We start from the raw sequence: 23,551 nt of genomic DNA on the forward strand, positions 1-23,551 counted from the left end.
GGGAGCCTGCCTGGTAGTCGCGCGGCCGTCTTCCCCGCGCCGGCTTCGGGGTCGGCTCCCAGCGCCGTGCCATCCGCACATGGCACGACACCCGGCGCGTGCTCACCCCCCGCGCGTCACGGCTTGCGGGCGACCGCGCCCGCGATGCAGTAGGACACCGCGTCGAGCTTGCGCAGGCGCGGACCGTCCGGCCACCAGTCGGCGAGGATCACCAGGCCGGGCTCGACCATCTCCAGGCCGTCGAACAGCTCCAGCAGCTCGGCACGCGTGGCGAACCGACCGGATCCCATGGCGGAGTGCAGGAACGTCTCCTCCATGCGCCGGGCGATGGCCGAGTGCTCCTCGGTCTCCGGGTCGAAGAAGTGGCTCAACGCCACGTAGGAACCGGATGGCAGGGCGTCGATGTACTCCGCCATGATCTCCGCGGACGTGGGGGAGGTGCCGTTGTAGTGGTGCAGCGTGCCGAGCTGGAACAACGCCACCGGCTCCGTGAAGTCGATGTGCCGGCGGACGACCTCGTCGTCCAGGGTCTGCCGCGCGTTGAAGATGTCCGCGGCGGAGAAGTGGGTCTGGTCGTTCTCCTCCAGCAACGCGCGTCCGTGCGCGAGCACCACGGGGTCGTTGTCCACGTAGACGACCCGCGCGTCCGGCTGGATGCGTTGGGCGACCTGGTGGGTGTTCTCGGCGGTGGGCAGGCCGGAACCGCAGTCGAGGAACTGCGTGATGCCGGTCTGCCCGGCGATGAACCGGGTGGCGCGGATGAGGAACGCCCGGTTGTCCACGGCGAGCGTCGCCGCCTCGGGCGCGACCTGCTGCACACGGCGCAGCACCTCGCGGTCGATCTCGTAGTTGTCCTTGCCGTTGAGGAAAGCGTCGTAGACCCTGGCGATGCTCGCCTTGGTGATGTCGATGTAGACGGGGGCGGAGGTGTCCGGAGACGTACCCGACATTTGTTGACCTCGCAGTCGGTTTCCATGGGGGCCGGTGGCCGTGCACCACGTCGCAGGCCGCCCAGCGTAAGAGAACAGGTCCAACGCGGAGTGGGCGGTGTCCGGCGGACGGACGAAGATCGGCGGTGTACGTTCAGTGACGATGCGATTTCGGGGTGTCCGAACGCAACCGCTGTTCGGGTGGCGGGGACGCGCAAGGGTGATGACGGTCGAAAGGATCGGCGATGGCCACTGGTGACCCCGAAGGCTCGGCGGAGCGCGAGGGCGGCCCGACCGCGCTGCGCATCGTGCTCGGCTCGCAGCTGCGCCGCCTCCGCGAGGCCGCGGAGATCACGCGTGCCGACGCCGGCTACAACATCCGCGGCTCGGAGTCGAAGATCAGCCGGATGGAACTGGGTCGCGTCGGACTGAAGGAACGCGACGTCGCGGACCTGTTGACCATGTACGGCATGGTGGACGAGGACGCGCGGGACAAGTTCCTGGCGATGGTCCGGCGGTCCAACGAGCCCGGTTGGTGGCACCGCTACAACGACCTGATGCCGGACTGGTTCCAGGACTTCGTGGGCCTGGAAGAAGCGGCCACGCGCATCCTGACCTACGAGAACCACTTCGTGCCCGGCCTGCTCCAGACCGAGGCGTACGCGATGGCGATCGCGAGCCACGGCAGACCGGAGAAGGCCGGTCCGGAGGTGCGGCGGCGGGTGTCGTTGCGGATGCAGCGGCAGCGGGTCCTCTTCCGACCGGGCGCGCCGCGGTTGTGGGCGGTGATCGACGAGTCCGTGCTGCGGCGGCCGATAGGCGGTCGGCAGGTGCTGCTCGACCAGGTCGACCACTTGCTCTCCGTGACCAAAGAGGCCCCTATCACTCTTCAGGTGGTTCCGTTCCCGTTGAGCGGCTATGCGGCCGAGGGTCCGTTCACGATGCTGCGGTTCGGCGAGCCCGACCTGCCGGACATCGTCTACCTCGAACACCTCTCCGGCGCGCTCTACCTGGACAAAGTGGAGGAACTGGAGAGCTACAGCCGGGTTTTCGACCGGCTCACGGTGGACGCCGAGACGCCCGACCGGAGCCGGCAGTTCCTGATGAAGGTCCGAGCGGAGCTGTAGCTTCCTCCGTACGGGGGAGATTCGCGCGCGGCATCTGCACGTGCATTTACCGCCGCGATACGTAGTGCTACGGTCCGTGCACAGCCAGATGCACGTGCAGATGCAACCCGTCGCGTGGGGTAGGTGACGTCGATGGCCATCAAGGCCCACAACGGCATGTCCGCTGCCGAGCTGCCGGAAGTGACCTGGCGCAAGAGCGCTCGCAGTGGTGCGAAAGGCAATTGCGTCGAACTCGCCGAGCTGGCCGGTGGCGAGATCGCGGTCCGCAACTCCCGGTTCCCGGACGGTCCCGCGCTGGTCTACACGCGCGCGGAGATCGCGGCCTTCGTGGCCGGTGCCAGGGACGGGGAATTCGATGACCTCCTCGGCTGACGTAGCGACCCGCACCACGGTCCAGTTGCGCCAGTTGATCGAACGCGGGTTCCAGTTCCTGCACCCGCGCGACGAGCGGGGAGAACTCGCCGCTGTGGTAGGGGTGCGCGCGCACGACACCGTGATCGACGTCGTGCGCCTGCACACCGAGGACGACGCGGTGGCGATGCGGATGCCCGCCGACGAGACGAACGTGTTGTGCCCCAGCAGGTTCTCCTGGCAGCGGCGCGGCCCGGCCGCCCACGTGCTGGACGAACTGCTGGAACTGCCCGACGACCGCGTCGGTTGAGACCACCCGTTCCGCGCGGGTGACGGGATGGGGGGCGGCAGCGCCCCTCGCCGACGAACTTGACCTGGAGACGCAGCGGGAACCGGTTCCGCGCCCGAAAGCCGGTTCCACGACGCTCTAAGCGAAACTCCGTGTTCGTCGCCCCACTGGCGCGGAGGTCGGCCGCACCCGACCTCCGCGCCGGTCACGGCTCGCCGTCCACTGTGGACGGCCGTCAGCAGGTGAGCAGGCAGAAGGTGTAGGTCGCGGTGAGGGTGGCCGTGCCGCCGGGCGCCGTGGTGTTGTGCGCCTGCGCGCCGCCGTCGGACCAGCTCCGGAACCGGTGCCGCAGGTTCAGCGGCGGCAGGTCTTGCGGGCTCGGCGCGCTCACCGAGTTGTTCGACCCGACGATCACCGTGCGGGAGAACGGTGTCCGCTGCGTCGTGCCGCCGACGGACAGCAGCGCGCCGCCCGGGTCGGACGCGAAGTTCAACGTCACGGTGCGCGGGTCCAACCGCACCCTCGTGCTCACGGCCCGACCGCCGGAGTCCGTGGCGGTCAACGTCAGCTCCAGGTGCGACGGGTACTCGTGGTCCGGCGCGACGAACGTCCCGGACGCGCCGGTCGAGTCCTGCACGACGTGCTCGTGGCAGGAACCCGTGGTGGCGCAGTGCTGGATGCTCAACCGCCAGCGCAACGCGGACGGCGGCAGCGGCCCGTCCTGTGGATCGGTCGCGTGCCCGGCGAACGGCACCACCTGGCCGACCTGCCAGCGCAACGCGGCCGTCGGGTCGTCGATGACCGGCACCGGGTCCTGGCCGGTGACCGTGACGACGACCGAGGCGGTGCCGGCCGCGCCCGCCGGGTCCGTGACGCGCAGGCCCACCGCGGTGGTGCTCAGGTAGGTGCGGGTCGGCGTGGCGGACGTGGAGTCGTCGTACGCGCCGTCGCCGTCGAGGTCCCACGCGTAGCTCAACGCGTCGCCGTCCGGGTCGGTGGAACCGGCGGCGGACAACCGCACGGCCAGCGGCGCGGGACCGCTCGCCGGGGTCGCGGTGGCGGTGGCGGTGGGCGCGCGGTTCCCGCCGGACGGGTAGCCGACGCGCCGGAGCTGGCCCGCGCCGAGCGCCACGTAGAACAGGTCGCCACCGGGGCCGGTGAGCAGTTGCACGGGCACGTTGGCGCCGGTCACGAACGGCACGACCTTCGTCGGGTCGGGTTGCCCGCCGGTGGTCTGCACGGCCCAGACGCACCCGCGTGAGCTGTCGGCGAAGAACAACGCGCCGTCGTAGGCGGGCGGGTAGTTCCCGGTGCCCTCGAACGCGATGCCGGCGATGGAGGAACCACCCACGGGGCACGGGTCGCCGGGCGTGACGGACGCGGTGTGGTGGTAGGCGTGGAACGGCGCGGTGTGGTCGGCCGCGTTGAGCGACCCGCACAGCGCGAGGCCCGCGCCGTCGTAACCGGGCTGGCGGTCCGGGCCCTCGAAGCAGGGCCAGCCGAAGTTCTCGGCCGCGGTGTCGTTGACGTCGACGACCCGGTTGATCTCCTCCCACGCGTCCCAGCCGACGTCGCCCACCCACAGCTCCTCGGTGCCGGGCCGGAAGGCGAACCGGAACGGGTTGCGCAGGCCGTGCGCGATGATCCGCCGCGCGTTGGGGTCCGGGTGACCCGCGAACGGGTTGTCCGGCAGGGCGGCGCCGGTGTCGGGGTCGATCCGGGCGATCGACCCGTTCAGCGTGACGCGCTCGCCCGCGGGTCGGCGGACCGACTGGGAGCGCAACGCGCCGCCACGCGCGGTGGGCGGCGTGAGGTCCGTGCCCGCCGGGCCGGGCGGGTCGGCGCACGGGTTGCCGACCTGGCCGTAGTCGGCGAAGTTGAAGCTCGCCCCGTCACCTCCGCCGACGTAGAGCGCGCCGTCCGGTCCGAAGGCGACGGTGCCGGTGGAGTGGCTGGGGTACTGCTGGCACCAGTCGGTCACCAGCGGCAGCTCGGCCGTCGCCGTGCCGCCGGGTCCGGAGGTGAGGCGGGAGACCCGGCCGGTGACGACGCACCCCCGGTCCGTCGCGCCGGGCGGCGTCGGGCAGGTGTCGCCCCAGCGCGGCGCGGAACCGCCGGGTGCGGCGTCGTGGGTGTAGGCGACGTAGACGTACGGGCGGGCCGGGAACGCGGGGTCGACGGCGAGGCCGAGCAGACCGCGGTCCCAGAAGTCCTGGGTTTGCGGGCGGAGGTCGGCGAACACGGTGGGCGTGGTGTCGGCGAGCGAGTCGTACACCTTCACCAGACCGCTCTTCTCGGCGATGAACACTTTTCCGCCGGGTGCGAACGCGGCGGCGGTGGGTGCGGTGAGCCCGCCGATGGCGACGGTGTCGGTGAATCCGGGCGGGACGGCGGCGTGAACGGTCGGCGGCAATGCGACGAGCGCGCCGGCGGTGATGAGCAGAACGGTCGCGCGCGTGGTGAGCCGATCGGGGGCGGGACGGCGGCGGGATAATCCCATGGTGGTGGCCCTTCTCCTGGTGCCACTTCCGAGCTAACGCGAAAGACTTACACACCAGCGGACGGACACCCTGAGCAGTGAGCGGACCTTCCCCCGCTCGGAGCAGCGGCGGGGCGCGGCCGATCGGCGCACCCCCTGCCCGGAATGCGCGGAATAGTTTCTCCGAAGTGGAATCCGCCCAGTTCAGAATGGGTTGCCGCAGATCTGCGGAGGTACGCCGATCGGCCACGGGTGCTATAACCGGGTGGCCGGGGAATGGGTGCGCCTGGGGGAAGTGTTCAATTCCAGCCTTTGGTCAGCGAGCGGAGTTGAAGTGTATTGCGCATTCACTTCACTTGGTGGATGCTGCTCCCCATGAACGTCCCCACCCTGCCGCCGGGGCAGTGGGCGGCGGTGCCCGTGCCACCACCGGGCGTCCCCGATGAACTGCGGCGCGAGGGCGCGTACCTGCCGCCGCCGCTGCCGTCCGAACTGGCGCTGCCCGTGCGGACCTACCGCCTGGCCGCCGAGGCGGAGCACGCCCTCGGCCGGCTGGACGAGGCCGCCGACCGCCTCGGCGTCCGCGCCGGCCTCGTGCGCGCGACGCAGGTCCGGGACGCGCAGGCGTCGGCGGGCCTGAGCGGCACGGCGATCGGGCTGCGCGAGGCGCTGGCGGCGGACCTCCAGGCCGCCCGGGGCACGCCGCCGACCGACCGGTCCGCGCCCGCCCAGCTGCTCGCGCCCTACCTGGCCGCGTACGACCACGGCGTCGACCGCGTGCGGCGCGGCGCCGTCGTGGACGCGGTGCTGGTCGGCGAGATGACCGCGATCATGGTCGGGCGGTGCGGCGCGGGCCTGCGTGACGTGCTGCGCCGCGAGACCGGCCGGCTCGGCGCGACCCCGGAGCGCTCCTACCTGCTCACCGCGACCGGCGCGCACCTCGTGGCGTTGCTGGAGCAGTGGTCGACGTGGGTGCGCGAGGAGAACGCCCAGCCGCGCGTCGCGCGGATCGCGCTCGCCCACTACCAGCTCGAGGTGCTGCAACCGTTCCCGACCGCCAACGGCCACGTGGCGCGTGGCTTCTCGATGCTGGAGATGATCCGCGCCGGCCTGCTGCGCGACCAGCTCCTGCCGCTGTCGGTGTGGCTGGACGACACGCTGCCCGAGTACCAGGAGGAGATCCGGTCCGTCGTGGACACCGGGCGCGTCCACGAGTGGGTGGAGTTCTTCGCGTGCGCGGTCCGCGACCAGGCGGCGGCGCAGCTCCGGCTGATCGCGGACCTGGAGGACCTCGCCGACCGGTACGCCCGGCGGCTGCCGCGCACCGGCACGCTGCCCGCGGTGGCGGCCGAGCTGATCGGCTTCCCGGTGATCGACCACCGCGCCCTGCGCGACCGGCACGGCGTGACCACCAAGGCCGCCACCGACATCACCCGCCGCCTGGTGGAGTCGGACATCCTCGTCCCGTGGGACTTCCGCGACTACCGGCGGGTGTTCGTGTGCCGGGACGTGCTGAACCTCCTGGTGGACCACCCGGACACCGCGGCACTGCCCTGACCGGTCACGGCTCGTCCGGCGCCGTGCCGGGCGGCAGGTCGAGCCACGACCGCGCGCGCCGGGCCTGCTCGTCGGGCAGCTCGGGCAGGGCGCGGCGCAGCCGGCGGCGGCCCGCGGCCTCGTCGCCCGCGAGCCACACCGCGCGGGCCAGTTCGACGCGTGCGGCCGACCGGTCCGGCGTGGGCGGCAGGTCGGCGAACACCTTCTCGGCGCGGGTCAGGTAGTTGACGGCGGTGTCCGGTCGGCCCACCTCCACCATGAGCGTGCCGAGGTGGGCCAGGGCGCGGGCCACGCCGTCCGGCCGCCCGGCGCGGATGCGCAGCTCCAGCACCTCGTCCGCGCAGCCGATCACGCGGTGCGGCCTGCCCTGCGCCCGGTAGGTCGCGGCGAGCGAGTCGAGCGCGGCGGCGGTCGCGTCCGGGTCGTCGAGCAGCCGCCGGACGGCCAGTTCCCGCACGCCCAGCGCGACCGCGTGCCGGAGCAGGCCACGTGCCCGCAGGGCCTCCGCGCCCACGCGCAACGCCGTCGCGAGCGGACCGGACCGGGGCAGTGCGGCGGACAGCGGCGTCGCCACGTCGTACAGGCCGCGCCACCACGCCTCGTCGGCGTCCGCCGGCAGTGCCGCCCACGCGTGCGCGTAGAGGGTGAGCGCGTCGTCGTCGCCCACCGCCACCGCGGCGACCAGCTCGGCGTGGTGGGCGGTGAACCACTCGGCGGTGGTGCGCGGCGGTTCCGGGACGCCGTGGCCGAGGCGCAGCACGCCCCGCAGCAACCGCCTGGCCTGCTCGCTCACCCGCCGCCGTCCTTCCCGGTCCGCGCCACGCGGCCCGCGTCCACCTCTCGTCCCACCGCCCGGTTACTCAGTGTGAGCCACCGGGCGGAGTTCCGGACACCGCCGAAACGCCGGTCCGGGGCGGCCCTCAATGATCCCGGTCCGACGCCTGGACGACTTCGAAGAGGTCGTCGAACTGCATCGGGGCGAGCGCGGTGAGCGCGCCCCCGATGAACGCGGGACCCGGTCGCAGGTCGCCGCTCAGCACGCGGGCGACCGTCGACCGGTTCACCTCCATGGCCTTGGCCAGCGCGTAGTCCGACGTGAAGCCGGCCAGCAACGCGGCCTTGGCGAACACCTTGGTGCGCAGCCTGATCGTCTTCGGCATGGCCCCCTCGCTGTCCCTTGTGGTCGCACAACACTTGTTCTGTTGGCAGAACACTAGCTCTGGTTGTTCGCACGCAACGACCGTTGTGCGCAAACGACCAGGTGAACGTGTTGGTAGCGCGTTGCCAACGTTGTGTGTACGCGACTAACATGCGTGCCATGGATGAAAACGCTGCTCCGGACTGGTGGGCGTGGCTCACCGCCCGGAGGGAGGACGCCGGCATGACGACCGGCGAGCTGGCGCGTGGTCTGGGCGTCGACCGGAGCCGGTTGACGGACTACCGCGCGGGTGGTCGGCCGTCGGTGGCGACCGCGCGCCGTGCGGCGCTGCTGTTCCGGGTCGACCCGGTGGCCGTGCTGGTCGCGGGTGGGCTGCTGACCGCCGAGGAGGCCGGGTTGCGCCGGGCCCGGCCCGACCCGGCCGAGCTGGGTGACGACGAGTTGATCGCCGAACTGCGCCGGCGCGTGAAGAAGTGAGCCGGGTGGTGGTCCGCGCCGGAGGGTTTCCGGCGCGGCGGGGTCCGCCGCCGTCCCCTCGGGTGAGACGGTCCGTTACCTCGTGGACGCGGTGTGTTCCCACGTGGGCTTCGTCATGCCATCGTGGGTTTACCAACGATTGGTCTGGACCTTCGCGTCCGGAGGCGAAAGGACGTGGATAGATGCGTGGCACCACCGTGTTACCGGGCACGCCCTGCCAGACACCGCGCGCCGGTGAGTTGCCGATGCACCGCTTGGAGGTGCCGGTGCCCAACGCCCTGCCGTTCTCCATCGGCACCTTCGACTCGATCGGTCCGCTGGCGCAGGCGGACTTCCCGCACCGGCACACGTTTCACGAGATCGTGTACGTCACCGGCGGCACCGGTGTGCACGTGGTCGACCTGGCCCGGTGGGAGCTGAGCCCACCCCACCTGTGCGTCATCGCGCCGGGTCAGGTGCACCACTGGGACACGCGTGACCTGGAAGGCTTCGTCATCCTGTTCACCGAGGACTTCCTGATCGACCACCCGGGCGACCGGGAGCTGCTGCGGCGGCTGAGCGAGCGGCCGTGGCTCACCCTCGACGCCGCGGACCACGCGAGCCTGCACGGCCTGGTCCGCGAACTCGACCACGAGTACCGGGCGCGTGCCGAGGGCGTCGAGTCCGTGCTGCGGTCCCTGCTGCACGTGCTGATCGTGCGTGCGGCGCGGTTGCCGGAGACGCCGTCCGCGCCGCCGCCCGCGCGGACCGGCGCGGTCGCCGAGGAGTTCGCCCGGCTCGCGGGCAGGCCCGACGTGGACCTGTGGTCCGTGCGCGCCTACGCCGAGCGGATCGGCGTCACCCCCGGCTACCTCACCGAGGCGGTGAAGGCCGCCACCGGCCGCACGCCGTCCGAACTGGTGCGCGAGTCGAGGGCCGCCGAGGCCAAGCGGTTGCTGGCCCGAACGGACCTGACCGTGCGGCAGATCGCCGGGCGCGTCGGGTTCGCGGACCCGGCGTACTTCTGCCGGTTCTTCCGGCGGGAGACGGGGGTGAGCCCCGGTGACTTCCGCCGGTCCGGCGACGTCCGGCGCGGTGTCGTCGGTGACGCCGTTCACAGTTATGACCGCCCGCGAGATTCACCACGACCTACCGCTCAAGTCCATCGTCCGCGCCGACCGGCCTCCATAGGTTCGTTATGAATTCCCGAGACCGCCCACCCCCACGAGGAGCAGGCATGGACACGCCTCTGGACGGCGACCAGAGCACCACCGAGGAATCGCCGGATTCCCGCAACCTCAGCCGCAGGCCGGTCCTGCGTGCCGCGCTGGCGGCGGGCGTGGCGGTTCCCGCCGCGCTGATGGGTGTGCCCGCGCTGGCCCGCACGATCCCCAGCACCGGCGGCACGCTGGAGCCGACCCCGCAGTGCGACGACGGCGACGACCCGACGCCGCCGCAGACCGAGGGGCCGTACTTCAAGCCGAACTCGCCGCGACGCAGCTCGCTGGTCGACGCCAACACGGTCGGCACGCGCCTGACCGTCACCGGCTTCGTGTTCGGCCTGCGGTGCCAGCCGATCGCGAACGTGCTGCTGGACTTCTGGCAGGCGGACAACAACGGTGTGTACGACAACACCGGCTTCAAGTTCCGCGGCCACCAGTTCACGGACGCGCAGGGCAAGTTCACGCTGACGACGATCGTGCCGGGCCTCTACCCGGGTCGCACGCGGCACATCCACGTGAAGCTCCAGGCGCCCGGCCAGCGCGTGCTGACCACGCAGCTGTACTTCCCGAACGAGCCGCGCAACAACACCGACACCATCTTCGACCCGCGCCTGCTCATGCAGGTGCGCAACGTCGGGCAGGGTCGGGAGGCGGTGTACGACTTCGTCCTGAACGTGCAGCAGAACCCCAACCCCACCAGCGGGACGACGCCGACCACCACCAGCTCGGTGCCGGTCGGGACGTGGACCGCGGGCACGGCGTACTCGCCCGGTGCGAGCGTCACGTACGGCGGCGTGAGCTACATCTGCCTCCAGTCCCACACGGCGCAGGCCGGCTGGGAGCCGCCGAACGTGCCGGCCCTGTGGCGCGTCGCCTGAGCCTGATCCGTCAGGCACGCGCGGCCCGGTAACCGATCGCGCCAGACCCTGCCATCGGCAGCAGTCCCGGCGCCGCGCGAGCGAGGACGGCGACGGCCGCCCCGCCCGGACCAGGAAGGCCCCCGGAGACGTCCGGGGGCCTTTCCTTTTCTCGGGCCGTTTTCCGGCTCCCCTTCTCGCACGCGAGCCGTCTGAACTGTCCTAAGTGGACCGTGCTCGCCGCGTCCACTTCGTCCGGTTATGTCCCGCTCGACCAGTTCGCGGTTCCAGTTCCCGCCGTTCATCCGGTATCCAGTCGGCGGTAACGACCAAGCCGGGTCGCGGCGATGCTCACACCAAACGCGCCGCCGAGCGTCGGGAGCACCGCCCATGATCGAGAATTCGTCCGCGGGGTTGGTCGTGCTGCAAGCCGAAACCCCGGTAACCGTGACCGGGGAGGAGAACCACCAGCCGGAGCTGGCCCGTTACCCGGTGGCACCGGGCATGACCCGCCACGTGGTGGTGGAACTGGCGTGGTGCGAGATCAAGTCCGGCAAGTACCAGGGTGAACGAGCCATCGAGGTCCGCCTGGACGGCGCCAGGGTGGGCGAACTGACCCACCTCATGTCCCGCCGCTACGCGCCCCTGTTGGTACAACTAGCCGCCCGCGGCAGCCGGGCGGGCTGCGAAGCCCTCCTCCAGGCGGGTGTCCGGGGCACCGAGGTAGTCCTCCGCCTGCCCCGCGAGGGAAACCTGACCCTGCCCCTGACTCCGGCCCCGGCAACCCCCTTGACGCCGGCCCCGGCCGTGCCCCCGCGCAAGTCGAGACAGCCGATCTGGATAGCAGCGGCAGCGGTAGGCGCCGTACTCCTGATCGCGACGATCGCCAACAGCACCACCCCGCGCCCCACCGCGAACACCGCGCCCACCACCCCTCTCTCCACCACCACCGCGGCCCCCACAACCACCACCACCGCTGCTCCAACCACCACCACGCCCTCACCCACGACAACCACCCAGCCACCGGCGGCCCCACCCCCGGTCACCCAACCCCCGGTAATCGCCCCTCCAGAACCCGCTCCGGCCCCGGTCGAGCCGCCACCAGTTCCGCAGTCCCCGTGCCACCCCAACTACGGCGGCTGCGTACCAATCGCCTCCGACGTCGACTGCGCAGGCGGCAAGGGCAACGGCCCGGAATACGTGCAAGGCCCCATCGACGTCCTCGGCCCGGACGTCTACGACCTGGACAACGACCACAACGGCGTCGCCTGCGAGCGCAACTGAGCACCCCGCGCCGGCGTGGGGCGGCGGTGCCCGGTCACTCGAAGGAACAGCCGGGGTTGGGCACGTCCACGGCAAGCGGTCGGCCGACCGGGTTCTGGTACAGCGCCTCAAGCACCAGCGGCGTGCTGCCCAGGTTCTGTCCGATGTGGACATAACCCGGCCCGCTCGGCTCGGCGATGACCTGGCCGACGCGGTAGACGCCGTCGGGCGCGCAGGTGGAGTCGTAGTGGGTCAGCACGCCCTTCTTCACCAGCCCGTGCACGGGGCCGGGGTGGAAGTGCCAGCCCGTGCTGCCACCGGGTGCGATGGTGATCTCCTTGAGCACGTACTGGGTATCGCCAACCACGCGGTCGAACACCGTGACCGAGGTGACGCCACGACCAGGCGTCGCGACCGCGGCCGGCAGCAGGGCGAAGAGCAGTCCGGCCACCGCCGCGGCGGTGAGCGCGAACCGGGATGCCACGCGCATGGGAACACCCTTCCGGGGCTCGGTTGTGTTGCGATCCCGAACATACTGAGCGGGCTGCCGAACGCCGCACCGCTCACCCACGTGCGCGACAGGGGTCCCACCCGCTGGCCCGCAGCCGCCACGCATCCGCGCGGATCCAACTGGACCGCGAGGTCGCCTCGAAGCCGGCGGTGGCATCCTTGACGTGGAGCCTCAGGATCGAGTCCCGATGGCGAGCCACGGCGGCTCGTCGTCCTCCGGCTTGCCGCCTTGCCGCTCGTTGCCGCATGCGCTTGATCTCGTAGAGCCGAGTGTCGGCGGTGCCTGCGCGACACAGCACGACGTGCCTAGTCGCGAGTGTAACTCTGCGTTCGGTGGCTGAGATCGATCCGATCAGGGCGGCGCTTCTCGCTGGAGCGGGCGGTGCGCACCGCGCCTCGAAAAGACGAGTCACCCCGGCTGTACGGCGTGCTGTCGCAGCCACCGCGACCCGGTGGCTGCGGCGTGGACATGCTGCCGAAGGTGTGCCAATCACGCCGACGGGCAGTCGGTGGCGATGGAGAAGCCGACCGCGGACCGACCGAAAAGTTCAGGCCCCGAGCGCATCACAGCAGCTCAGGGCCTGATTCACCCGGCGAAAGGTGAGTGCCCCCGGCAGGATTCGAACCTGCGACACACGGTTTAGGAAACCGATGCTCTATCCCCTGAGCTACGAGGGCGCACGCCGCAGCGTACCGGGTCGGCCGGCCACGCGGTGGAGGCGGGGAGGGTTGCGCTGCGTGCACCCCCGCCGGGTGGGGAGTGGGCTGTTGGGGGGAAGTGGGGTGGGTCACCTTCCCGCCGGTTTGGGGATCCGGTAGGGAGGAGGCGTTGTGAGACTCCGGCGAAAGACATTCCATGAGCGGTAGACCTTGGCCTGACTTCCGGCCCGGACCGATGGGCGCCCTGGCGGCCTGGTGGCGTCGGCGGTTCGCCCGGCGGGAGGAGTTCACGTTCGAACCGCCCTCCTCGTCGCACCAGCAGGTGTTCGAGACGCCGCTGCCCAGCGCCGTCTACGGGCTCGACTTCCGCGCCCGGTTCACTGTCCACTGGCGGCTCGACCTGACGTCCGGGGTTCGGCACAACGCGCCGCGCAGCGCGGCCATCAACGACATCGTGCGCCGCGCCAAGGCCGTCACCGAACGGGCCATGCTGGTGCACCACGCGGCGTTACAGCACCAGCTCGGCGACGAGCTGGCCGCGGAACGCCAGGTCGAGGGCACGCACGTGTGGGCACGTGCCGAAGGCGTCGAGCTGTCCGCCGACGAGGCGGACCTGGAGATGGCGCGCAAGCACATCGAACTGCTGCGCACCACCACGGTGCGCCAAGCGGAACGGGACGCGGAGCGGGCCGAGATCCGCTACCTGCGGGACGAGGTGCTCACCGACCTCTCCACCGCCACGATCTGGTGGCTGTACCGCAGCGGCTACCAGGTGGAGCAGGCGGTCGCGCTCGCGCCGCAGCTCGACCAGCTCGTGCGGATCGCCGCGCAGCGCCGGGACGGCCACTGGGCGGAGACGCTGGTGACCTCGTTCGAGAGCGCGCTGCCGCGGCTGACCGACGGGCACCGGCAGGACCTGCGCCTGCACCTGGCCAAGGCGCTGGGCATCTACGGCGGCCCGGCGGTGGCGACGGAGTTCGCCGAGCAGGTGGGCCTGCCGCACCAGAACGGCGCCAAACCCCTGCCCTGACCCGGCGGAAGACCCCGGTCCCTGGGGGTGGACCGGGGTCTTCCTGCGGGCCGGTCCGCGTGTCGCGGACCTCAAGCTCGTACTGCGAGTATCCGCACGCGCCGACGCCTTGGATACCGGTCATTCGTACGAATCCGGCCGCACCGGCGCGCGTCCGGAAAGCGTTGAATTCATCGTCCTGTGAGGACTCGTGCGCACTCCCGCTGTCCCGTGTGATGGACCGGTGGAATGCCGCCGACCGGGTTCTCCATCCACGGCCCTGCGTGGAACGGCCGGTGGTCCGCCGGCCCGTCCGCCCCAGCGGTGGCAGCGCCGGACAGCGCAGCCCGACGTGGTCCGCGCCGCCCGCCCGCGTTCACGGTCAACGGCCCCGAACCCCGTGGTTTCGCCCGTCACGGGCAATGATCCGCGCTCTGTCCGGACGACCGCGCCTGCGCCCGGTGGCCGTGCCCGCGCCAGGAAGTTGCGCGGGTCCACTCGCGGTGACCGGTATTTCCTGGCAACTGTGAACAGGGTGTTCCGGTCGTGTTCCGTGGTGAGATAACGATGAATTAACGTCAGCTTGCGTGTTCGTGCGCGATGCTGGGCGGGCACGAACACGAAACGCCAACGCGGGGAGGCGTCGTGATCAAGGTGATGCTGGCCGATGACGAGGATCTCGTCCGGTCCGGCCTTCGCATGATCCTCAGCAGCGCCGGCGACATCGAGGTCGTGGCCGAATGCGATGACGGGCACCTGGTGGCCGACCTGGCCCGCCAGCACCGCCCGCACGTGGTGCTGCTCGACATCCGGATGCGTTCCTCGGACGGGCTGATGGCGTTGCGCCGGCTGCGCGCCATACCGGACCCGCCGCGGATCGCCATGCTGACCACGTTCGACGTGGACGAGTACGTGTCGGAGGCCCTGCGGCTGGGCGCGTCGGGCTTCCTGCTCAAGGACACCGAGCCGGAGCAGCTGGTGCGCGCGGTGCGCGACCTGGCGGCGGGCGGCGCGGTGCTCGACCCCGGTGTGGCGGCACGGGTGCTCGCGGCGGTCGCGGACGGTGAGCGGGCGGCGGAACCCGCTCGGCGGCTGCTGGCCTCGCTGTCCGAGCGGGAGCGCGAGGTGCTGGTCCTCATCGGACAGGGCATGTCGAACGCCGAGATCGGCGGCACGCTGCACCTGTCCGAGGCGACGGTGAAGGGCTACGTGTCGTCGGTGCTGGGCAAGATCGGTGCGGTGAACCGGGTGCAGGCGGCGCTGGTCGCGTTCCGCGGCGGGCTGATCGCCTGACCGGTGCGGTGGTCGGGCGCCGGGTCAGACGGTCTCCCCGACGCCCACCGCCGGTTCCACCTCGACCCGGTTGCGGCCGTGCCGCTTGGCCCGGTACAGGGCCAGGTCGGCGGCGGCGAAGAGCTGGTCCAACCGGGTCGCGCCGGCGGCCACGCCGATGCTCACCGTCGGTCGGCGGGTCGTGCCGAGCACCATCGTCCAGTCGTGGTCGTCCACCGCCGCGCGGATGCGCTCGGCCACGGTCGGGCCGACGTCGTGCGCGGCGCCCTCGTTGTCGCCGAGCAGCACCACGAACTCGTCGCCCGCCCACCGGGCCACCAGGTCGCCCGCCCGGCACTCGCGGCGCAGGAGCTGGGCGATCTCACGCAGCGCCGCGTCACCCGCGGCGTGCCCGGCGTCGTCGTTGACGTCCTTGAACCAGTCCACGTCCACCAGCACCAGCCACGGCACCCGGCCACGCGTGGTGGTGCTCTCCAGCAGCGCGGGCGCCGACCGCTCCAGCCCGAGGCGGTTCGCCAGCCCGGTCAACGGGTCGCGCGCGGCGGCCTCCTGCGCCGCCACGGCCAGGCGCTGCGCCTGCACGGCCACCCGCCGCTGCTCCAGCGCCTGCGCCAGGCCCTCCTGCAACGTCTCGGTCGCCGTGCGACCGGCCGCCACGGACCGGCGCAACGCGGCCGACTCGCCGACCGGGTCGTTCATCCGCGCGCAGATGTCGGCCAGGTCCAGCGAGAACCGCAGCAGCAGGGAGGTGTCGTTGATCGCCTCGGCGGCGGCCACGGCGCGGCTGGCCAGGGTGCGCGCGCCCGCCAGCTCGGCCCGTTCCCGCCGCACGACGGCGAGCACCCAGTTGGCCACGGCCTCCGCCCACCGGTCGTGGGCCTCGACGGCCTGCCGCAGGGTCTCGCTCGCGGCCTCGTCGGCGGCGGGCAGGTCGCCCACCCCGGCCAGCGACCGGCCGCACGCGCCCAGCAGCGCCCGGTGCAGCTGGGGGTCGCGGGTCAGCGCCAGGCCCTCCCGCAGGTGGTCGCGCGCCTCGGCGAAGATGCCGGGCGCGAGTTCCGGCGGCGACGAGATGGCGCGGAAGTTGAGCGTGCCGCCGAGCCCCTGGAGGCAGCCCGCGAGCACTTCCGGCGCGTCGGCCCGCCGCGCGACCCGCACGGACAGCCGCAGCAGGTCCACGGCGGCCCGCCGGTTGCCGATGCCCTCCAGCAGGTAGCCGAGGGCGAGCATGGCCTGCGCGGCGGCCGGGTCGTCGGCGTGCTCGCCGTCGAGGTCCGTCCAGCCCTCGGCGGCGAGTTCCAGCGCGAGCGGGATGCGGCCGAGGCGCCACGCGAGCTTGGCCCGGTTGACCAGCACGGCGGAGCGCGCCCAGCGGTCCGCGCCGGGCGGCACCCGGCTCACCACCCGGTCGAACAGGGTGTTCGCCTCGACCAGGCGGCCGGCGTCCAGCAACGCCTTGACCTCGTCGTCCGCCCCGGGCGCCGCTGCGCGCGGCTCTCGCTGCTCCACTCGTGCTGACACTCCATTCCGACTCGGCGAGGGGTTACGCGGTCCCGCTCGCCAGCGGCACGGTTTCCACAGGCTACCGGGCCGACCGCCGGGTGTAACGCTCCTGGTGCAGCACGTCTTCGAGCGGCAGCCGGTTGCGCCAGCCGTGCCGTTCGAGGTCGGGTGCGCCGGGCAGGCTGTGCACGGGACCCACGCACAGCCACGCCACCGGCCGCACGGTCGACGGGATGTCCAGCAGGCGGCGCAACGCGTCCTCGCGGTAGAAGCTGACCCAGCCGACACCCAGGCCCTCGGCGGTCGCCGCGAGCCACAGGTTCTCGATCGCCAGGCACACCGAGTACAGGCCCGCGTCGGCGATGGCGTGCCTGCCCAGCACGGCGGGCGAGCCGCGGTCGGGGTCGTAGGTGACGACCACGCCGAGGGTGGCTTCGAGGATGCCCTCGACCTTGATCCGGGCGAACGTCTCCGCGCGCTCGCCGTCCAGACCGGACGCGAACACGTCCCGTTCGGCCTGCACGTGGTCGCGGAACGCGCGCCGGGTGTGCTCGTCACGCACCACGATGAAGTCCCACGGCTGGGACAGGCCCACGCTGGGCGCGGCGTGCGCGGCGGAGAGCACCCGGCGCAGCACGTCGGGCGGGATGGGGGCGCCGGTGAACTCACCCCTGGTGTCCCGCCGGCGGTGCAGCACGTCGTAAAAGCTCATCGCGTGATCGTGCCTCACGCGATCCGGTGAACCCGCCGCCGTGGTCGTGGCGTGCGTCTCAACGGGGGTCAGCGGCCCGCCGCGGGGTAGGGCAGCAACGCCATCTCGCGGGCGTTCTTGATGGCCGTGGCGACCTGCCGCTGCTCCTGCGGCGTGAGGCCGGTGACGCGGCGCGACCGGATCTTGCCCCGGTCGGAGATGAACTTGCGCAGCAGCGTGACGTTCTTCCAGTCCACAGTGGTCACGCCCTGCTCGCGCAGGAGGTTGCGGCGGCGTTTGAGCGGCCGTTCGGGCTTGGGCACGGTGCTCTCCTAGCTGCTCGACTCGGACACCGGTCAGCTCACCTCCGCCCGCGCGCGCCCGCAACCGCAACCGGGGTCAGCGCACCTGGGTCTCGCCGTCCGGGGAGTCGCGCCACTGGGCGAACGGCCGGTCCAGGGCCCATCGCGCGCCGTCGTGGGTGAGGACGCGGTGCTCGCACGTGTCCAGGTTCGACAGCGACTCGAACAGCTCGATGCTCCACCCGAACAGCCGCCGGCACAGCAGGCGGATGGTGAGGCCGTGCGAGACGACCAGCGCCGTGTCCGGGTGGTCGGGCCGCGTCATCCGCGTCTCCAGGTCCACCAGGAACGCGGCCAGCCGGTCGTCCACGTCCGCGCCCGACTCGCCGTTGGGCAGGCGGAAGAAGAAGTGGCCGAACGCGTGCCGCTGGTGCTTGAGCACCTCCTGCTGGACGGGGTCCTGGAGGTTGCCCCAGTCCTGCTCGCGCAGCCGGGGTTCGGCGACCACGCGTTCGGCCTGGTCGCCGAGCGCGAGCGCGCGCAACGTGGCCCGCGTCCGCACGTACGGGCTGACGTAGACCGCCGTCCGCGCGCCGTCGAGCAGCGCCTTCACCCGCGGTCCGGCCGCGGCGGCCTGCTGCTCGCCGAGGGGCGTGAGCGGCAGCGCGTGATCGGGTATCCGGCAGTACGCCAGCTCGTCGACGTTGCCCAGGCTCTGACCGTGCCGCAGCAGGATGATCCGCACCCGACCATGGTGCCGGTGTTACAGTCCGGCGGGTAGCCGGACGGAAGGTGTCACATGATCAAGTACATCGCGCTGTACCGGAAACCCGACCACGTCGAGGAGTTCGACCGGGCCTACCTCGACACCCACCTGCCCCTCGTCGCGCGCACACCCGGCCTGCTGCGGGTGGAGGTCGCCACCGTGTCCCGCGTGTTCGTACCCGGCTTCCTCGGCGAGCACGAGCCGCACCTGGTGGCGGAGCTGTACTTCGAGTCCGCGGACGCCCTCAAAGCCGCGATCGCCTCGCCCGAGTGGCAGGCCGCCGGCGTGAACCTCACCGAGATCGGCGGCCTGGACCTGGTCGCGATGTTCGCCGCGGAGGTCGTCGAGGCATGATCGCCGTGGTGATCGGCGGCGGCACGATGGGCGCGGGCATCGCGCACGTGCTGCTCGCGGGCGGGCACGAGGTCGTGCTCGCGGAGTCCGGCGCGGCCCGGGCCGCCGCGGCCCGGCGTGCCGTCGCCGACTCCCTCGCCAAGGCCGCCGCGAAGGGCCGCCTGGACGCCGAGCCGGACGACCTGCTGACGCGGCTGACGGTGGTGGAGCGGCCGGCCGCCGTGCCCGCCGAACTCGTGGTCGAGGCCGTCCCGGAGGACCTGGAGCTGAAGCGCCGCGTGCTCGCCGCCGCGGCGGAGGCGTGCCCGGACGCCGTGCTGGCGTCCAACACGTCGTCGCTGTCGATCGGCCGCCTCGCCGCGGGGCTGCCCGGTGAACGCGTGCTCGGGATGCACTTCTTCAACCCGGTGCCGGTGCAGCGGCTGGTGGAACTGGTGCACCACGACGGGGTCGCGCCCGAGGTCGTCGCGAAGGCCCGTGCGTGGGCCGAGCAGCTCGGCAAGACCGTGATCGAGGTGCGGGACGCGCCGGGTTTCGCCACGTCCCGGCTGGGCGTCGCGGTCGGCATCGAGGCCATGCGGATGCTGGAGGAGGGCGTCGCCTCGGCCGAGGACATCGACACCGGGATGTGCCTGGGCTACGGCTGGCCCATGGGACCGCTGCGGCTCACCGACCTGGTGGGCCTGGACGTGCGGCTGGCCATCGCCGAGCACCTGGCCGCCGAACTCGGTCCGCGCTTCGAACCGCCCGCCCTGCTGCGCGCCAAGGTCGCGGCGGGCGAACTCGGCCGCAAGACCGGGCGGGGCTTCTTCACCTGGTAAGCAGGCGACGTGCTGATCAGGGAGTGGAACGGGGACGACACCGACGACGTCGTCCGGCTGCGCAAGGTCGCGTTCGGCGGCACGTCCGACGACCGGCCGGTCCGACCGGGCAGGCGCGGGCTGATCGCCGAGCTGGACGGGCGGCCCGCCGCCGTGCTGGCGATCAACGAGCACCACCAGTTCTACGGCGGGTCGCCGGTGCCCATGGGCGGTGTCGGCGGCGTCGCCGTCGACCCGCACGCGCGGGGCCGGGGCGTGGCCTCCGCGTTGCTCGACCGGGCGCTGGTCGACCTGCGCGAGCACGGGCAGCCGCTGTCCGTGCTCTTCCCGACCGCGCCGCCGCTGTACCGGTCGCGCGGCTGGGAGCGGGCCGGCGTGCACGAGACGCTCGACCTGGCCCTGGACCGGCTGCCCGCGGGACCCAGGGTCGACACCCGCCCCGCCACCGAGGCCGACCTCGCCGCGCTGCACGCCTGCTACGCCGACCTGGCGTCCACCGTGAACGGGATGCTGGACCGCTCCGCGCCCGCGATCGACGTGGCCGACGTGCTCGAGCTCGACATCGTCTCCGTGGTGCCCGGCCACGACGGCGACGTGCGCGGCTACCTCACCGCCGAGCGCGACCGCGCGGGCCTGCGCGTGCACGACCTGGTGGGCCGGGACCGGGACACCCAGCTCGGCCTGCTGCGCGGCCTGGCCTCGTGGACCGGGCTGCTGGAGGGGCTGGCACTGCGGGTCACCGACCCGGCCGTGCCGGGCCTGCTCACCAACCAGGGCATCCGGTACACCACGACCACGTCGCAGTGGATGCTGCGGGTGGTCGACCTGGCGGCGGCGGTCGGGGCACGTGGCTGGCCCACCGCCGCGGTCATCGGGTCCGCCGCCGTCGACCTGGACGTGGTGGACGAGCACGCGCCGTGGCACGCGGGCCGCCGGCGGCTGGTCGTGGAGGGCGGCCGGGTGCGGCTGGAGCCGGGCGGCAGCGGCGCGGTGCGGGTGCACGCGCGGGCGCTCGGGCCGTGGTTCAGCGGCTTCCAGGACACGCACGCGTTGCGCCGCGCCGGCCTGCTCGACGGCGACGCGCCGCTGCTCGACCTGCTCACCGGCGCGCCGGGCGTGCCCCGATTGGCGGATTTCTTCTAGCCTCCTCGCGTGCTGACCGTGCTGGAGCTGATCGGGATCGCCGCGTTCGCCGCCTCGGGTGCGCTCGCGGCGGTCCGGGCGCGGCTGGACGTGTTCGGGGTGATCGTGCTGGCCCTGACCACCGCGCTGGGCGGCGGGATCGTGCGGGACATCCTGCTCGGCGTCCGGCCGCCCGCGGCGCTGGTGACCTGGCCGTACCTCGCGGTCGCGGCCGGCACCGGGCTGGTCGTGTTCCAGTTCCACCCGACCGTGGCCAAACTGCGCCGGTCCGTGCTGCTGCTGGACGCGATCGGGCTCGGCCTGTTCGTCACGGCGGGCACCACCACCGCGCTCCACCTGGGCGCGCCGCCGTACGCCGCGTGCCTGGTGGGCATGACGACGGGCATCGGCGGCGGCGCGTTGCGGGACGTGCTGCTGCGGGAGATCCCGCTGGTGCTGCGGCGCGAGATCTACGCCGTGGCGGCGCTCGGCGGTGCGGTGATCGTCGCGCTCGGTCACCGGCTGGGCCTGCCCGCCGGTCCGGTGACGCTGGTCGGGGCGGCGCTCATCGCGGGCGTGCGGATACTGGCGCTGTGGCGGAAGTGGAACGCCCCGGTGGCCAGGAAACTTGACGGCTAGCTCACATCGCCTTCTCAGGCGGCTCTCAGGCCGAGGGGCAAAACTGACCCCATGCGCATCCTCGTTGTCGACGACGACAGGGCCGTGCGTGAGTCGCTTCGCCGCTCACTGCAATTCAACGGCTACCAGGTGGAATTGGCCGGCGACGGCCGGCAGGCCCTGGAGGCGGTCGTCGCCCAGCGTCCCGACGCGATGGTGCTGGACGTGATGATGCCCCGGCTGGACGGGCTGGAGGTGTGCCGCCGGCTGCGCAGCACCGGCGACGACCTGCCGATCCTGGTGCTCACCGCGCGTGACGCGGTGTCCGACCGGGTGTCCGGCTTGGACGCGGGTGCGGACGACTACCTGCCCAAGCCGTTCGCGCTGGAGGAGCTGCTGGCCCGGCTGCGCGCGCTGCTGCGGCGGGCCGCCGCCGACGCCGCCGAGCCGGCGGGCGCGGTGCTGCGGTTCGCGGACCTGGAGCTGGACCCCGGCACCCGCGAGGTGCGGCGCGGCGACCGCCCCATCAGCCTCACCCGCACCGAGTTCGCGTTGCTGGAGCTGTTCCTGGCGCACCCGAAGCAGGTGCTCACGCGCAGCCGCATCCTGGAGGACGTGTGGGGCTACGACTTCCCGACCTCCGGCAACGCGTTGGAGGTGTACGTCGGCTACCTGCGCCGCAAGACCGAGGCGGAGGGGGAGCCGAGGTTGCTGCACACGGTGCGCGGGGTGGGCTACGTCCTGCGGGAGACCCCTCCGTGATCAACACCGCCAACGGGCGGTTCCAGCGGGTTTCGCTGCGGGCGAGGGTCACGTTGCTGGCGGCGTTCTGCGTGGCGGGCGTGGTGGGCGTGGTGTCGCTCGGCGCCTACATGACCGTCAGCTCCAACCTGAACGACCAGCTCGACGTGAACCTGCGCCAGCGCGCCGAAGCGGCCCGCACCGCGCCGCGGGTCAACAACAACGTCACCGAGATACCCGGCGCGTTCCTCGCGGCGGGTGACGTGCGCATCGGCCTGCTCAGCGAAGACGGGCAGATGCTGTACCCGAAGGGCACCGTCGCGCCGCCGTGGCAGCAGGGCGACATGGAGGTCGCGCAGGGCCGCAAGGTCGAGAACCTGTGGACCGACACGCGCAACGGGTTCCGGGTGATCTCCGTGCCCTACGCCGACGGCCAGGCGATGGTGATCGCCCAGTCGATGCGCCCGCTGATCACCACGCTGGGCAAGCTGTCCGTGGTGTTGTTCGTGATCAGCGGTATCGGCGTGCTGGTCGCGGCGGCGGCCGGGACGGCGGTGGCGCGCACCGGGCTGCGGCCCGTGCAGCGGCTGACCGAGGCCACCGAGCGCGTCGCGATGACCGGTGACCTGCGGCCGATACCGGTGACCGGCGACGACGAGCTGGCCCGCCTCACGCAGCGGTTCAACGCGATGCTCGGCGCAGTCGCGGAATCGCAGGAGCGGCAGCGGCGGCTGGTCGCCGACGCGGGCCACGAGCTGCGCACGCCGCTCACGTCCATGCGCACCAACCTGGAGCTGCTGCTCGCCTCCGAGCGGCCGGACTCGCCGACCCTGTCCGACGAGGACAAGGCGGAGATCAACGCGGACGTGCGCGCCCAGCTCGACGAGCTGACCACGCTCATCGGCGACCTGGTCGAGCTGGCCCGCGAGGACGCGCCGAACGTGGTGCACGAGCCGGTGGACCTGGTCGAGGTGGTGGAGCGGGCGCTGGACCGGGCCCGCCGCCGGGCGCCCGCCGACGTGCGCTTCGACGTGCGGCTCCAGCCGTGGTCGCTGCTCGGCGACTCCAGCGCGCTGGAGCGGGCCGTGCTGAACCTGCTGGACAACGCGGTGAAGTTCAGCCCGCCGGACGGCGTGGTGCGGCTGGAGCTGCGGCAGGTGGGCGACGGCAGCGTGGCGCTGGAGGTCGCGGACTCGGGCCGGGGCATCGCGGACGACGACCTGCCGCACGTGTTCGAGCGCTTCTACCGGTCCTCCGAGGCACGCACGCTGCCCGGCTCGGGGCTGGGGCTCGCGATCGTGAAGCAGGCCGCCGAGCGGCACGGCGGCGCGGCGTACGCGGGGCCGGCGCCGGAGGGCGGCGCGTTGTTCACCCTGCGCCTGCCCGGCCGGCCGTGACCACCTCGACCCGCGCACCGGCGGGGTGAGCGCGCCGACCGTACGGTGGTGCCCACCGGGACGGGAGAGGGAGT

The 23,551-nt window shown here is 72.5% G+C and carries 25 protein-coding genes and 1 tRNA gene; 16 read left to right on the forward strand and 10 right to left on the reverse strand.

The window, feature by feature from the left end; all coding sequences use genetic code 11:
- Positions 1 to 116: 116 nt before the first annotated feature.
- Positions 117 to 950 carry an SAM-dependent methyltransferase gene (locus tag KZQ38_RS17860; protein ID WP_219443234.1) on the reverse strand — a complete coding sequence of 278 codons (834 nt, stop codon included), beginning with the start codon at positions 948 to 950 and terminating at the stop codon, positions 117 to 119.
- 224 nt (positions 951 to 1,174) lie between these two features.
- Between KZQ38_RS17860 and KZQ38_RS17865 the strand changes: the two genes are divergently transcribed.
- From KZQ38_RS17865 to KZQ38_RS17875, 3 genes are all read left to right on the forward strand, one after another.
- Positions 1,175 to 2,056, forward strand: a complete 882-nt coding sequence (locus tag KZQ38_RS17865) for a Sco1979 family transcriptional regulator (RefSeq protein ID WP_219443235.1) — start codon at positions 1,175 to 1,177, stop codon at positions 2,054 to 2,056.
- Between the two features lie 132 nt (positions 2,057 to 2,188).
- Positions 2,189 to 2,428: a DUF397 domain-containing protein gene (locus KZQ38_RS17870; RefSeq protein WP_219443236.1), complete on the forward strand. Its 240-nt coding sequence runs from the start codon at positions 2,189 to 2,191 to the stop codon at positions 2,426 to 2,428.
- Entirely contained in the window at positions 2,412 to 2,717 is a 306-nt protein-coding gene (locus KZQ38_RS17875) for a hypothetical protein (RefSeq protein WP_219443237.1), read from the forward strand. The genes KZQ38_RS17870 and KZQ38_RS17875 overlap by 17 nt, the downstream gene beginning before the upstream one ends.
- Before the next feature lie 214 nt (positions 2,718 to 2,931).
- On the opposite strand, the gene KZQ38_RS17880 is transcribed toward KZQ38_RS17875, so the two are convergent.
- Complete coding sequence (locus KZQ38_RS17880) at positions 2,932 to 5,196, reverse strand: PQQ-dependent sugar dehydrogenase (RefSeq protein ID WP_219443238.1); 2,265 nt, start codon at positions 5,194 to 5,196, stop codon at positions 2,932 to 2,934.
- A 354-nt stretch (positions 5,197 to 5,550) separates the two neighbouring features.
- On the opposite strand from KZQ38_RS17880, the gene KZQ38_RS17885 reads away from it, so the two are divergent.
- The gene (locus KZQ38_RS17885; RefSeq protein WP_219443239.1) at positions 5,551 to 6,732 is read left to right on the forward strand and encodes a Fic family protein; all 1,182 of its coding nucleotides are present in this window, start codon (positions 5,551 to 5,553) and stop codon (positions 6,730 to 6,732) included.
- 4 nt (positions 6,733 to 6,736) lie between these two features.
- On the opposite strand, the gene KZQ38_RS17890 is transcribed toward KZQ38_RS17885, so the two are convergent.
- Together KZQ38_RS17890 and KZQ38_RS17895 are read right to left on the reverse strand one after the other, a co-directional pair.
- A complete protein-coding gene (locus KZQ38_RS17890; RefSeq protein WP_219443240.1) occupies positions 6,737 to 7,525 on the reverse strand; it encodes a tetratricopeptide repeat protein in 789 nt (262 codons plus the stop codon).
- A 127-nt stretch (positions 7,526 to 7,652) separates the two neighbouring features.
- Positions 7,653 to 7,892 (reverse strand): transcriptional regulator, encoded by a 240-nt coding sequence (locus KZQ38_RS17895; protein WP_219443241.1) that lies wholly within the window; start codon positions 7,890 to 7,892, stop codon positions 7,653 to 7,655.
- 158 nt (positions 7,893 to 8,050) lie between these two features.
- On the opposite strand from KZQ38_RS17895, the gene KZQ38_RS17900 reads away from it, so the two are divergent.
- The 4 genes from KZQ38_RS17900 to KZQ38_RS17915 all read left to right on the forward strand — a co-directional run bounded on the left by KZQ38_RS17900 (position 8,051) and on the right by KZQ38_RS17915 (position 11,711).
- Positions 8,051 to 8,368 carry a helix-turn-helix domain-containing protein gene (locus tag KZQ38_RS17900; RefSeq protein ID WP_219443242.1) on the forward strand — a complete coding sequence of 106 codons (318 nt, stop codon included), beginning with the start codon at positions 8,051 to 8,053 and terminating at the stop codon, positions 8,366 to 8,368.
- Between the two features lie 182 nt (positions 8,369 to 8,550).
- Positions 8,551 to 9,549: a helix-turn-helix transcriptional regulator gene (locus KZQ38_RS17905; protein ID WP_219443243.1), complete on the forward strand. Its 999-nt coding sequence runs from the start codon at positions 8,551 to 8,553 to the stop codon at positions 9,547 to 9,549.
- 35 nt (positions 9,550 to 9,584) lie between these two features.
- The gene (locus tag KZQ38_RS17910) at positions 9,585 to 10,448 is read left to right on the forward strand and encodes a dioxygenase family protein (RefSeq protein ID WP_219443244.1); all 864 of its coding nucleotides are present in this window, start codon (positions 9,585 to 9,587) and stop codon (positions 10,446 to 10,448) included.
- A gap of 369 nt (positions 10,449 to 10,817) precedes the next feature.
- A complete protein-coding gene (locus tag KZQ38_RS17915) occupies positions 10,818 to 11,711 on the forward strand; it encodes a hypothetical protein (RefSeq protein WP_219443245.1) in 894 nt (297 codons plus the stop codon).
- A 34-nt stretch (positions 11,712 to 11,745) separates the two neighbouring features.
- Here KZQ38_RS17915 and KZQ38_RS17920 read toward each other — a convergent pair whose 3' ends face one another.
- Entirely contained in the window at positions 11,746 to 12,180 is a 435-nt protein-coding gene (locus tag KZQ38_RS17920; protein WP_219443246.1) for a cupin domain-containing protein, read from the reverse strand.
- Positions 12,181 to 12,805: 625 nt separating this feature from the next.
- Positions 12,806 to 12,878 (reverse strand) — tRNA-Arg (locus tag KZQ38_RS17925).
- Between the two features lie 178 nt (positions 12,879 to 13,056).
- On the opposite strand from KZQ38_RS17925, the gene KZQ38_RS17930 reads away from it, so the two are divergent.
- Positions 13,057 to 13,890, forward strand: coding sequence for a hypothetical protein (locus tag KZQ38_RS17930; protein WP_219443247.1), 834 nt, complete (start codon positions 13,057 to 13,059; stop codon positions 13,888 to 13,890).
- 624 nt (positions 13,891 to 14,514) lie between these two features.
- Positions 14,515 to 15,162 (forward strand): response regulator, encoded by a 648-nt coding sequence (locus KZQ38_RS17935; RefSeq protein ID WP_219443248.1) that lies wholly within the window; start codon positions 14,515 to 14,517, stop codon positions 15,160 to 15,162.
- A 24-nt stretch (positions 15,163 to 15,186) separates the two neighbouring features.
- On the opposite strand, the gene KZQ38_RS17940 is transcribed toward KZQ38_RS17935, so the two are convergent.
- The 4 genes from KZQ38_RS17940 to KZQ38_RS17955 form a co-directional block, all read right to left on the reverse strand.
- Complete coding sequence (locus tag KZQ38_RS17940; RefSeq protein WP_219443249.1) at positions 15,187 to 16,671, reverse strand: diguanylate cyclase; 1,485 nt, start codon at positions 16,669 to 16,671, stop codon at positions 15,187 to 15,189.
- Positions 16,672 to 16,744: 73 nt separating this feature from the next.
- Positions 16,745 to 17,377: a 5,6-dimethylbenzimidazole synthase gene (bluB, locus tag KZQ38_RS17945; protein ID WP_219443250.1), complete on the reverse strand. Its 633-nt coding sequence runs from the start codon at positions 17,375 to 17,377 to the stop codon at positions 16,745 to 16,747.
- Positions 17,378 to 17,445: 68 nt separating this feature from the next.
- A complete protein-coding gene (gene rpsR / locus KZQ38_RS17950) occupies positions 17,446 to 17,679 on the reverse strand; it encodes a 30S ribosomal protein S18 (RefSeq protein ID WP_219443251.1) in 234 nt (77 codons plus the stop codon).
- 76 nt (positions 17,680 to 17,755) lie between these two features.
- Complete coding sequence (locus tag KZQ38_RS17955; RefSeq protein WP_219443252.1) at positions 17,756 to 18,403, reverse strand: histidine phosphatase family protein; 648 nt, start codon at positions 18,401 to 18,403, stop codon at positions 17,756 to 17,758.
- 54 nt (positions 18,404 to 18,457) lie between these two features.
- On the opposite strand from KZQ38_RS17955, the gene KZQ38_RS17960 reads away from it, so the two are divergent.
- From KZQ38_RS17960 to KZQ38_RS17985, 6 genes are read left to right on the forward strand one after another with little or no spacing between them, the layout of a single operon-like run.
- Positions 18,458 to 18,778, forward strand: coding sequence for an EthD family reductase (locus KZQ38_RS17960; protein ID WP_219443253.1), 321 nt, complete (start codon positions 18,458 to 18,460; stop codon positions 18,776 to 18,778).
- A complete protein-coding gene (locus tag KZQ38_RS17965) occupies positions 18,775 to 19,599 on the forward strand; it encodes a 3-hydroxyacyl-CoA dehydrogenase family protein (protein ID WP_219443254.1) in 825 nt (274 codons plus the stop codon). Before KZQ38_RS17960 ends, KZQ38_RS17965 begins: the two co-directional genes overlap by 4 nt.
- Positions 19,600 to 19,608: 9 nt before the next feature.
- Positions 19,609 to 20,742: a GNAT family N-acetyltransferase gene (locus KZQ38_RS17970; RefSeq protein ID WP_219443255.1), complete on the forward strand. Its 1,134-nt coding sequence runs from the start codon at positions 19,609 to 19,611 to the stop codon at positions 20,740 to 20,742.
- 9 nt (positions 20,743 to 20,751) lie between these two features.
- Positions 20,752 to 21,360, forward strand: coding sequence for a trimeric intracellular cation channel family protein (locus KZQ38_RS17975; protein WP_219443256.1), 609 nt, complete (start codon positions 20,752 to 20,754; stop codon positions 21,358 to 21,360).
- Between the two features lie 51 nt (positions 21,361 to 21,411).
- Positions 21,412 to 22,101 carry a response regulator transcription factor gene (locus KZQ38_RS17980; protein ID WP_219443257.1) on the forward strand — a complete coding sequence of 230 codons (690 nt, stop codon included), beginning with the start codon at positions 21,412 to 21,414 and terminating at the stop codon, positions 22,099 to 22,101.
- The gene (locus KZQ38_RS17985) at positions 22,098 to 23,477 is read left to right on the forward strand and encodes a sensor histidine kinase (RefSeq protein ID WP_219443258.1); all 1,380 of its coding nucleotides are present in this window, start codon (positions 22,098 to 22,100) and stop codon (positions 23,475 to 23,477) included. The genes KZQ38_RS17980 and KZQ38_RS17985 overlap by 4 nt, the downstream gene beginning before the upstream one ends.
- Positions 23,478 to 23,551 lie beyond the last annotated feature (74 nt).

This window comes from Saccharothrix obliqua (assembly GCF_019375475.1).
In the GTDB taxonomy this organism is placed as follows: Bacteria; Actinomycetota; Actinomycetes; order Mycobacteriales; family Pseudonocardiaceae; genus Actinosynnema; species Actinosynnema obliqua.